Consider the following 11,645-nt stretch of genomic DNA (forward strand, 5'->3'; position numbering starts at 1 on the left):
AATCAATCAAACTCCTGCCTATATCTATGTCTGAACATCAGATGCCTACACATATATATTTCAGATCTCTCCTTTTTTTGTTTCTATTTTGGGCGAGCTTCACCGGAAGCGCGCAGCAGAAAAAAGATGGAAAGGAAAGTGTTCATTCTGTTTATATCACCGCCAATACCGCTTTAAGAGATAACTCAACCAATAAAAAATTATTTGAAGCCATCAATGCTGCCTCCAAAAAAGGAGATTCAGCGACCCTACTAATTATTGGAAATATCGTTCCAGAAAATGGCTATCCAAACAAAGACGATGGAAGAAAGGAGGTACAAAAAGATTTAAAGAAACATCTACTGGAGCTGCTTCAAGATTTTAAAGGGCGAATTGTTTTCACCCCCGGAGTAAACGAATGGCAGGCGGATGCCCCAGACAATATTGATGATCTCGAATCGTTTTTACAGGACAACAGCCGGGCAGAATTCTGGCCTAATGACGGCTGCCCGATTGAAGGTGAAGATTTAAACGATGATGTGCATCTGGTGACAGTAGATTCACAGTGGTATCTGGAAGACTGGGATGAGCATCCTTATATCAACAACAAATGTGATTTAAAAACGCGCGATGAATTCATACTGGAATTTGCCGATGAACTCAAGGATAACCAGGGAAAAATCATTCTTGTTGCCATTCATCACCCAATAATGAGCAATACGAAACAGGGGATTTTCGAAAGGATTATTGGTGCCGGTACTCAAAACTTTCGTAATCCGAAATACAAAGAACTAAGACAAAAATTACAGACCCTTGCCACACGTTACAATGATGTAATTTTTCTTTCCGGCAACGACCGCAACCTTCAATTTGTTCAGGATGATGGTATTGAGCAAATCATTAGTGGAGTCACTTCAGATCCTGAAAAAGCAAAAGTGCGAAAAGATAAAGGCGGTTTTGCCGCTTATGATTTGGGATATGCCAGGGTCACCACTTTCAAAGATGGTAGCTCAGAAGCTGAATTCTACGAAATCGGGAAAAAAAATCCAATTTTCACTACTCCAATAAAAAGAGAGCGAACAAAATTATCAGAGGTAAGCTGGCATTCAAAAGATGAATTTGGAAAAACTAAAAAAGCTTCCATTTATTCCGAAGAAGAAACAGATAAGAATTGGTTATATAAGGCCCTATGGGGAGAACATTACCGCCCGATTTATTCCCGTAAAATTGAATTTCCAGTTCTCCTCCTGGATACCATTCCTGGGAATTTAAAACCTGTGGGGGAAGGAGGCGGCCACCAGTCAAGGTCTTTGCGTTTTAGAGATGATGAAGGACATGAATATACTCTAAGAGCCCTTAAAAAAAGTGCCTTACGGTTTTTGCAAAAATCGGTTCCCACGCATTATGTTGAAGATTACCTGCAAAATACAGTGGCTGAAAGATATGTGCAGGATTTTTATACCACAGCTCATCCATACGCTCCCTATGCCACCTTCCCAATGATGGATTCGCTGAATATTAAACACGCTACCCCTAAAATTTATTACGTTCCAAAACAGAAAGCTCTGGGAATTTACAATAAAGATTATGGAGATGCTCTTTTCATGTGGCAACCCCATGTGGGGGATGAAAATAAGGATTTTGAGCAGTTTGGAAATCCTGACGACATTCTTAGCAGTAAAGATCTTCTGCTTGAATTAGAGGAAGACAAAGATGCCTATGTAGATCAGGAACTCTACATAAGGGCAAGGATTTTTGATATGCTCATAGGAGATTGGGATCGACATCCTGACCAGTGGCGATGGGCTGAATATAAAGAAGGTGACAGGAAAAGATATGAGCCAATACCCCGGGACCGGGACCATGCTTTTCCAAAATATGATGGTTTTCTTGTGAAATTACTGAAGCTCGGAGTCCTGGAATTAAGACCAATGGAAAATTACGATGCCATGCTCGATAATCCGAAATGGTTCAATGTGGAAGCATATCCGGTAGACAAAGCATTTTTAAAAACTGCTACCTGGCAAGAATGGAAAGAACAGGTGGAATATATTCAGGATGAAATAGACAATGAGCTTATTGAAAAAGCTTTTAATCAGCTTCCTGAAGGAGCAAAAGATGAATCTATAAAAGAAATTAAAAAAAAGCTTATCGCCCGAAGAGCGAATTTAATGAAGATTGCCCGCCAGTATTATGAACATTTACGGGAGTATGACATGATAATTGGCACTGAAGATGACGACACCTTCCTCATTACGCGAAAACCCGCTGGGGCCACCAACATACAAATAATCAATGAAGATGGAGAAAAGGTTTTTGACCATTCCTATACCTCAAATCTTACCCGTCAACTATGGCTGTATGGCCTGGATGGTGAAGATACTTTCAGAATAGAAGGAGAGGGCGATGATCTCATAAAATTGAAAGTTTTGGGTGGTGAGGAAAATGATATCTATGATTTTAAAAATCACGAAAGGGCAAAATTGTATGATTATAAAAGCAAAGAAAACACCATTAAAACTCCCGAAGCCGATAAATGGCTCGTGGACTCTTATAGTATCAATCATTACGACCCCTTCAAAAAAATGATCAGGGATTATAAATTACTTCCCGGAGTAGATTTCAGCTCAGACACCGGTTTAAAGCTCGGGCTGGCAAATGTGTACACAACCTATGGGCTGGTGCAGAATCCTTTTACCACTCAACAGAAATTATCAGCAAATTATTTCTTTGCCACCAATGGTTTCGATATAGAATACAATGGAGAGTTCGCGAATATTCTTTATAAATGGAATGTCGCGATTAATGCCTACTATTCCAGTCCAAATTTCACAATGAACTATTTTGGTGCAGGAAACGAAACAGAGTATGATAAAGATGAAGATTCGAGAGATTTCAATCGCATTCGAATTGAACAATGGCATTTCGCTCCGTCTCTCATTTGGAAAAATGACGATAAAAGCAGCTTCTATTTTAAGCCGATGATCGAATCTTTTGAGGTCGCTTATGACCAAAATCGCTTTATTGGAGAAAACTTTTCTCCTGATAACGAAATTTTTGATAGTCAGCTTTACGGTGGAGCAGAACTTAATTATAACTATTACAGCAAAAATCGGGAAGCTTATCCTTCAGAAGGAATGGAATTAGATCTTACCGCCGGTTACAAAAAAAACATTGATGAACATTCTAATGAATTTGGATATATAAGCCCCATGCTATCTATAGATTATCCCCTGCATCCCAGTGGTGTGGCTGTTTTTGCCACCCGTATAGGAGGTAAAGCCATACTTGGTGAGAATTATGAATTTTACCATGCAGCGGTTCTTGGGGGTGGAAGCGAAAATACTTTAAGAGGTTATAGAAATGAACGTTTTAACGGAAAGTATTCCTTTTATCAGAATATTGACCTAAGAACAGGATTTGCCTCTTTCAAAACTAATTTTATTCCTATCAGGCTGGGATTAAGCCTGGGCTTTGATTATGGCCGGGTCTGGCTGGATGATAATAATTCAAATGCCTGGCACAATGATTATGGTGGCTCGTTCTTCGTTAATGCTTTTAGTTTTTTTACCGGTAATATAGGTTACTATACCGGGGAAGATGGCGGCAGGTTCAATTTCACCTTTAATTTTAAATTTTGAGTTTTCTTTATTTGGTGAAAATTCCCTTTAATCCTTTTAGATCCTGAACAATATGATTTGGTTCCGGTGCAAGAGGGTAAGGAAGTTTTTTGCGTCCCACAAAAACGGTTTTTAATCCCGCATAAGCTGCACCGGCTATATCCCAGCCATGCGCTGCGATCATATAAGCATCATCGGCATCACGATCTGCCTTTTTCAAGGCATATTTATAAGTAGCCGCATGAGGTTTGTATTTTTTACATTCTTCAATACTTATGATATGTTGAAAATATTGGGAAATATTGGAATATTTAAGTTGCTGCTCTAGAATCTCAGGTTTCCCATTGCTTAAGGCTATAAGCTCAAAAGAATTTTCCCTAAGTTCCCTTAAAACTCGGGGAACTTCGGGATGTGGATGTAATTCACTTATCCTGGAGAGCATTTTTTTAATTTGCTCGCTGCCAAGAGATCGGCCGTAATTTTCCTGGATCATTTCAAAAACTCTAAGGCCTATTTCACTAAAATCATGATAGTGCCCACAAACTGTTTCTACAAGGCTATAATGAAGCAATTTTGAAAACCAAACCGCAGAGGCCTGATCATTTCCCATAGCTGAATTTATTTCTGCTTCAAGAGGTGATAGATCCAGAAGCGTCTCATTAACATCAAAAATTAAAAGAGGTTTATTTTTTTTCATAAGTTGAATAAAAAAGCCCTGCTTTCACAGGGCATATGAGTTAGAAATTCCGGTTGAAATTATTTCCAGTTACCTTTTGCTTCGGCATATTCAAATTTCTGTCCGCCAACAGAGACTTCAACCATAGCACCCGCTTTAGGCATGGTTACAATAGCTCTTCCATTATTGAATTCCACATTTTTAGCCTTTCCTTTTTCAAGGATCACTGCAGAAGCGTTTCCCGAAAGGCTGTAATTCCCTTTCTTAAATTGATTGAGCTCATTTTTGGTTTGAAACAAAATTGCCTGCCGGTAGGCCTGACCTCCAATTTGAAGACCTACATCTACCTGGCGAAGTTCTGCAAAACCCTGTACCTTACCATTCTCAAAAAGAACTCCATTTCCGGCAGCTCCACCAAGAATATAAGCTCCTTTGCCCACATTCGGAAAAATCACATATCCAACGGCGCTATCAAAAAGCTCTGACATATTCTTGCTGTTTTCGATAAAGGCTTTTTTTGCGCGTTTAGCGTCCCTTACTAATTCTTCTTTTTTGTCCTGATCAACAAGGTTTTCATTATTGTCATTGTCATCATAATTATCATCCTGCGCGTAAATGCTCATTCCTGAAGAGAAGAGCAGAAGCACAAAAAATGATAATATTCCTTTTCTCAGTGTCATACTTTGTGTTTTTTCGGTTATTGCACCAAAATTACATCACCTAAGAAATTAAGCATGTTAATCCCCTGTTATTTCACGTCATATTAGCATTAAAGTGAAAGGAGTGTTAAAGCTTTATTATGATCTTGAAAATACTTCATGACTACAATCCGGCGTGAAATGTATCCATGCTTATTTTCCATTTCCCATCGGGCTGTTTTCTCCAGGAAGAAATATAAACTCCGGTATTCCTGGTAGTATCCTGTGATTTTTTTTCGATAAAAAGTTCTTTGAACTTACCTATGGTGACCACCTGATCAGAGCCGATGACCATTTTTGGGTCTTCCTCATAATTTAGAAGTTCTACTTTATGGGTTTTCAGAAACCTGTTCCAATCCTTTTTGGGTTGATCAATCCCTGTATGAATACTGCCATCACTCTCAACTCTTACGAAATCATCTTCGTAATATTCAAAGAAATCGTCGGTTCCTTCGGCATAAGATTTAAACATTTTGTTGTAGGCTTTCTGAACCTGATCTTCAATTTGATCCTTGGGTTTTTCGGCGTTTTCATCGCCTGCGCAATTGGTAAAAACAAGAAAAATCAATAATAAGAATACCGTTTTTTTCATCTTCCTTTTTTTTTGAAGCTTCTTAAATTTACAAATCTTCAAACAAATCGTCTCAAACTCCTTGAAGATTATGAAATTTTTGAATTTTCTTTTTACTTTTTTTAGAAAAAAATCCTGAGCCGTGAAAAAGTTTTGGTTGAGCCTCTAATAAAAAACCTAAAGCTGAAATAGGCTAAAAAAGGTAAAACCTTCAGCAAAATTAATAGGAAACTCCTGCCTAGGAGGACCGGTATGAATAAGGTGCCGGTGGCGTATCCTGCGGAATTATTTCATAAGAAGTGTTTATTCCCGCGGATGGAACATAGGTTTTAGAAGTTATCAGGAATACCAAAAAAGCAATGCCCAGGATAAAAAGAAGTTTTAGAAAGGAATGAACCAGGGAAAACTTGATATCTCTTTCCAGGCTTTTGATAGGATGAAGAGAAATTCTCATAAGATTGGGGTCTTTGGTTGATAAAAGCCTGCCAAAAAATTGCTTAAGAGAACACAGAAAAGCGGTTCAAAAAAAACATTTTTCAGCAGGTACAATTTACGCAATATCAGGTTTTGTAATTCTCTATAAGTCAGCAATTATCAACATAAATATTAACAAGTGTTCATACTTTTTCAATTTTTTAATCAGATTGTTTAGCCTGAATGAAAGAAAAAATACCTTTTTAAGGGTATTTCATGACAGACTTCACGTTTTTATCTTAGCATCGCCAGATTAATGATTTTTAAATTGGATGTGATCCATGCGGAAGCACGGGTAGGGCCAATCTTCCATAATGTTATGTTGGGGTACAAACGTTAACGTGGATCAATTTTCAATTTAGATCAGAAGTTTGGCGAAAGAGCCTTCAGAATTTCTCTGGAGGCTTTTTGCTTGCCGAAAGATTTTTTGAAAAAGTATGACTTCTTTCGGAAGCTTTATATTTCCTATCTTTAGCACTCGAATCACCAGACCTGATGCAAGAAGATCTCAAAAAAATCATAGATTACTGGAAGGAGATGTATTCCCGTAAGGTAAAAGAGTATCGCCCTTTTCAAATTTCTGCCGATTTTAAAAAATTCGCCTCCATTTTTGCCCCGGGAAATTCCTATCTATATATCGTGAATCTTCATAATTTCGAACTGGAATATGTTTCAGATTCAGTAAAGAATTTTGTTGGGAAAGATGCTGAACAAATAAATGTCCAGGAACTGGTTAAATCCATACTTCCGGAAGAAATAAAAAGCATCAAACTTAAGAGCAGGGTAATCAGTGATTTTTACACTTCTTTCCTGGATAAAGAAGATGTTCTTGATTATAAAAACATGTTTTCTTACCGGATGAAAGATGCAGACGAAAATATTAGAATAATGCTGTACCAGGCATTTCCACTTAGCGTCCTGGAAAACGGAGCACCTGAACACGTTTTATGCATTCAAACAGATGTCACCCACCTCAAGATAACCAGTACCAACACGGTTTCCTTTATTCATATGAATGGTGGAAAATGTTATTTGAATATCGATATTTCCGAAGGAAAATTTGATCCAGAAGCTTACGATCACAGAAAAAATGATTTTTCCGAAATCTTTACAGAAAGGGAAAAACAGGTTGTTATTAAATTATCCAAAGGTTTAAATGCGGAACAAATTGCCGGGGAACTCAATCTTTCCCCGCATACCATTAAAACTCATAGAAGGAATGTCCTGCAAAAAAGCGGTTGTACCAATACCACTGAGTTAGTGGCAAAATGCCTGACAAGCGGAATAATTCCTCACAGCCTGAATTAAAGATATTTCCAATTCAGGAAAAGGGCTTCAGTTTTGGCCCTAAGAGGTTGGTTTTTATTTATTTTATATGAAACAGTAAGGGATGGAAATTCAGCATAAGCCAGGACCAATTTTGGACATTTCCGGCATCTCCTCCTTTTAGAACCTCCAGGCTGTTGGTACCGAACATCTGCGAGTATCCAAAGGCGAGAGAAAGGTCTTTGTACAATTTATAACCTGCAACAAGATCGATCTCTGTTCCCAGGTAATTCTGCATTTCATTCCCATTGTTGTCGCTGAGTTGTGCCGGAGCATAAAAAGCATGTGGCAAGGCCGAAAATTTCCACTTATCGGTAGCAAAGTTGATTTTAGCATAGGCATCTAAGAGTCCTACTGAATTCAGGTGATTCCCAACATAAAAATAATCCATATAGCCGTTGAAAGCGTGGTTGGTGCCAAAAAGCGGTTCGAAAGATTTGATTTTTCCGGAAGTATCGTCGGAGTCTTTTCCGGAGAGATATTCGGCACCTAAACCTGCCGCCCAGCTGCTGTTGAAGGCATAGTTTAGATTGGCACCGGCATAAAATGCTTCGGCATCAAGACCATTGCGTTGGCCAGTTTGAGCATAAGCCGCAAGATCTCCAAAGATCTTTGTTCCTTTAAAACTGAAATAAGAGCCAAAGGTTTGAAGGTAATCGGTGTGCGTTTGCTGCAGGGCATTCATATATTCAAAGCCTGTATTAAGCGCCAGAAAACTTATGGCAGAAGTGGCAAAATCAAGATGATACCAGGCATACTGAAAATTCTTATAGTTATTGAGCTCGTAAGGTTTTCTCACCAGGTCTTCTCCTTCAGCATTTATAGCGGCTCCAAGGTCCAGCTGCTGCTTTTCTGCATTTTTAAAAGAAAACACCAGCGCATCATGGCTCCTGGCCTGCTGGGCCCAATCTACCTCACCAAAAATACGCTGATTATCATAAGAGATCACCTGCCGCCCGGCTTTAAAGCTCCATCTGTCATTGAAGGCATACTGACCATAGGCCTCGAAAACCTGAACCCCATTCTTATCACTCACATTCAGCGTGGACACATCTCCCCAAACCCTGATGTTCTGAAGCGAGAACTTCAGCTTCAGTTTTTCTTCAGCAAAATCCAGGTTGAGTCGCGAGCGTTGAGAAACAAAATTCGCCGGTTCCTGCGCATCATTCAGCAAGGTTTTATAACCGTTCCTGAACTCGTATCGGGGCCTTAGTTGCAGGTCAGCGCTAAATTCCTGCGCAAAATTAAGCTGGCTGAGCATTCCGAAGAACGCCAGGAATATTATTTTTTTCATCTTTCCATAGTTACATTTCGCTCACCGCGGTTTCAATACTTTGTACAGTTTCATCGGAATTTACACCAAGCCCTTCCTGTTGGAAAAGCAATTCCCCTTTGGGGCTAAAAACACTTATAATATTGGAGTGCGAGAAAGTCATAGGATTGATCTCTTTGTAATTCACAGCCACAACAGCTGCAAATTCGCGTGTGTTTTCTTCACTGGAACGAAGAAATAGCCAGGGATCCTGATCCATATTTCGATCCTGTGCAAAAGTTTTAAGCCGCTCAGGAGTATCAGTTTCAGGATCGATACTCACAAATACCATTTTTACATGCTTTTTGGCAGCTTCTGGCAAACGCTCTTCAATATTTTTCATATCGGCCACCAGGCGGGGACAGGCGGTGGTACAGGAAGTATAGATCATCACCATCACCAACACGTCTCCCTGTAAATCTGCAAGCTTAATATCTTTCCCGTTTTGGGTTGTCCAGGTAGAGGAAAGATTGAAAAGAGACATATCTGGAATATCATTTTTCACAACCGCTTCTTTTTCATTGGAAGCGATTACTTTAGAAGTCTTCTTTGAAGAATTATTATTGCAGGAAGCGAACAATAGTAAGCTCAAAACACCTGCCAGGATCATTTTTTTCATAATTATAGATTTTTATCGTTGATGCTTTTAGCACATCTGAATCCAAGGTTTTTAATATCATACCTCGCTTTTATGCTCCTGCGGAAGGCATACCTCATAAAGGCCGCATAATCCATAAGGTCGGTAGCGCCAATTGCGCTGCTGCCGCAAAAAAGATTGGAGTCTCCTCCTCCGTTACCACGGGAAGCCGGAGAGAGCAGTACACTGTTAAAGTCCATGGTCCATTCCCAAACCAGCCCGTGCATGTCATACACGCCCCAGTAATTCCTGAAGGTGCTGCCCACTGGTTTCGCATAGGTGTTGGCGGTCTCGTACCAGGAAAGAATGCGCTGGTTAAAATCCTGCTTGATCCGGGCGTCTATAGTAGTTTCATCAGCCATGGCCACAAATTCCCATTCGTCCATTTTTGGCAACCTCTTTCCCTGACATTCGCAATATTTTTTAGCGGCAAACCAGGAAACATTAGTAACAGGTGCATCAGGTAAATTATCCTTTCCGAATGAAAGGTCACTTTCCCAGGTGGCCAGATACCTATCGTCAGCGAATAGCGGTTTAATCGCAGATCTCACCCACTCGGGATGATTTTTCAGAAACTCAAGATATTGAGCATTAGTCACCGGGAATTTATCCATATAAAACTCATCAACCTCCACGAGTGTAGAGTCTGACCCGTAAAGGGGGATATATTCTCCCCCTTTAACCAAGGCCATTTCTGAATTTTTCTGGGCAAAAGATGCTGTAAATACAAGACTCAACATCATTACCAAAATTCCATTTTTATGATCGAGCATCTTTTTAAACATTTTCTTATTATTTAGACTGCGCTTTCACCATCTCAGGTGTTACTACAGATTTGTTATTCTCAAAATTATGGTAAACATAGGTCAGTACATCTGCAATTTCCTCGTCACTCAGACTTTGGGCCGGCATCGCGCTGTTGAAAGTAGTTCCATTCACGGTAACCTCGCCATTCAGGCCATGCTTCACAACACCAATTGCCCTGGCAATATCTTTGTTGAGATAATCTGATTTAGCAAGAGGAGGAAATGCTCCAGGGATTCCCTGCCCGTTTGCCTGATGACATGCGAAACAGGTTTGCATAAAGATCTTTTTTCCATGTTCTTTTTGTTCTTCGATAGATTTACCGGACTTTTTTGCAGCTTCCGCAAGTTTTTCCCCAGCTTCAACAGCGGGTTTAGCTTTTGCTAAAGTTCCGTCAGGATCATAGGTTCTTTCAATTTGAGTACCGGAATAGATTTTGGCATTTTTTTCACCGGAAACCTTGAGCATCCCCAGAGCTCCTTTGTTAAAGGCTCTGAAAATCGAGTGGTCTACCAGCAGATAAGTTCCGGGAACCTGAACTTTGAATTCTATCATCGCTGCGCCTCCAGAAGGGATAAGCGTGGTTTGCACATTCTCATTAACAAGATCACCACCTTCCACATGTACTTTATCGAAGATTTCCCCAATCACGTGAAAAGAAGATACTTTATTAGGTCCACCGTTTCCAACGAAAAGGCGAACTGTCTCTCCGGCTTTAGCTGTAAGAGCATTGTCATCATTAAGAGCGCCAACTTTTCCGTTGAACACTACGTAATCAGGGCGTTCATCAATAGCTTTCTCCATGTCAAAGGGCTGCAGGCCGGGCTCGCCATATTTACCTTTAGTGTAGAAATCTCCCTGCATTACGTAATATTCTTTATCTACAGGAGGAAGTCCACCTTTAGGCTCAACCAAAATGAGACCGTACATACCATTGGCAATGTGCATCCCTACAGGCGCAGTGGCACAATGGTAAACAAAGAGTCCGGGATTTAGCGTTTTGAAAGAGAAAACCTTTTCCTGTCCGGGAGCTACAAAAGTTGATACAGCACCACCGCCGGGGCCGGTAACAGCATGCATATCAATGTTGTGAGGCAGCTTATTATTAGGATTGTTTTTTAAATGAAATTCCACTTCATCTCCAACCCTGGTTCTAATAAAGCTTCCAGGAACGGTACCGTTAAAGGTCCAGTAAACATATTTTACACCGTCTGTCATTTCCCCTTCCTTTTCGATGACCTCCATATCCACGGTTAATTTAGCAGCTTTCCTGGCTCCAACAGGCGGGGGAACGAATGGAGGAGCGGTTAATTGGGCTTTCATTGAGGATACTGTACTTATTTCAGTAGTAGAACCTTCGGCATCAGAGATACAGGACTGCAGGGACACACCAAGAAAAAGTGCGGCCACATACCATAGATAGGTTCTTCGGAATTTAAATATTTTTTTCATGGTGAAATTAACTTTTTATTTCTGGGGTAAAATTAAAGACAAAGTTGTCCGAAATATATGATAGGAATCATGTTTCGAAATATTTAGAAGTTTTGT

The 11,645-nt window shown here is 39.9% G+C and carries 10 protein-coding genes; 2 read left to right on the forward strand and 8 right to left on the reverse strand.

Features of this window, described 5'->3' with window-relative positions:
* Nucleotides 1-26 precede the first annotated feature (26 nt).
* Entirely contained in the window at nt 27-3,620 is a 3,594-nt protein-coding gene (locus tag C7S20_RS04800; RefSeq protein WP_159039869.1) for a bifunctional metallophosphoesterase/BamA family protein, read from the forward strand.
* Nucleotides 3,621-3,627: 7 nt separating this feature from the next.
* On the opposite strand, the gene C7S20_RS04805 is transcribed toward C7S20_RS04800, so the two are convergent.
* The 4 genes from C7S20_RS04805 to C7S20_RS04820 form a co-directional block, all read right to left on the reverse strand.
* Entirely contained in the window at nt 3,628-4,296 is a 669-nt protein-coding gene (locus C7S20_RS04805) for a haloacid dehalogenase type II (protein WP_107011413.1), read from the reverse strand.
* A gap of 59 nt (nt 4,297-4,355) precedes the next feature.
* Nucleotides 4,356-4,955 (reverse strand): lipid-binding SYLF domain-containing protein, encoded by a 600-nt coding sequence (locus tag C7S20_RS04810; protein ID WP_227009102.1) that lies wholly within the window; start codon nt 4,953-4,955, stop codon nt 4,356-4,358.
* 142 nt (nt 4,956-5,097) lie between these two features.
* On the reverse strand, nt 5,098-5,565 hold the full coding sequence (locus C7S20_RS04815) for a YybH family protein (protein ID WP_107011414.1): 468 nt from the start codon (nt 5,563-5,565) through the stop codon (nt 5,098-5,100).
* Between the two features lie 217 nt (nt 5,566-5,782).
* A complete protein-coding gene (locus C7S20_RS04820) occupies nt 5,783-5,998 on the reverse strand; it encodes a hypothetical protein (protein WP_107011415.1) in 216 nt (71 codons plus the stop codon).
* A gap of 515 nt (nt 5,999-6,513) precedes the next feature.
* On the opposite strand from C7S20_RS04820, the gene C7S20_RS04825 reads away from it, so the two are divergent.
* Entirely contained in the window at nt 6,514-7,326 is an 813-nt protein-coding gene (locus C7S20_RS04825) for a response regulator transcription factor (protein ID WP_107011416.1), read from the forward strand.
* 58 nt (nt 7,327-7,384) lie between these two features.
* On the opposite strand, the gene C7S20_RS04830 is transcribed toward C7S20_RS04825, so the two are convergent.
* From C7S20_RS04830 to nirK, 4 genes are read right to left on the reverse strand one after another with little or no spacing between them, the layout of a single operon-like run.
* Nucleotides 7,385-8,638, reverse strand: a complete 1,254-nt coding sequence (locus C7S20_RS04830) for an alginate export family protein (protein WP_107011417.1) — start codon at nt 8,636-8,638, stop codon at nt 7,385-7,387.
* Nucleotides 8,639-8,648: 10 nt separating this feature from the next.
* Nucleotides 8,649-9,275: an SCO family protein gene (locus tag C7S20_RS04835; protein WP_107011418.1), complete on the reverse strand. Its 627-nt coding sequence runs from the start codon at nt 9,273-9,275 to the stop codon at nt 8,649-8,651.
* Nucleotides 9,276-9,277: 2 nt separating this feature from the next.
* A complete protein-coding gene (locus C7S20_RS04840; RefSeq protein ID WP_107011419.1) occupies nt 9,278-10,078 on the reverse strand; it encodes a formylglycine-generating enzyme family protein in 801 nt (266 codons plus the stop codon).
* A 7-nt stretch (nt 10,079-10,085) separates the two neighbouring features.
* Entirely contained in the window at nt 10,086-11,549 is a 1,464-nt protein-coding gene (gene nirK / locus C7S20_RS04845) for a copper-containing nitrite reductase (RefSeq protein ID WP_107011420.1), read from the reverse strand.
* Between the last annotated feature and the right edge of the window lie 96 nt (nt 11,550-11,645).

This window comes from Christiangramia fulva, from assembly GCF_003024155.1.
Lineage (GTDB): Bacteria > Bacteroidota > Bacteroidia > Flavobacteriales > Flavobacteriaceae > Christiangramia > Christiangramia fulva.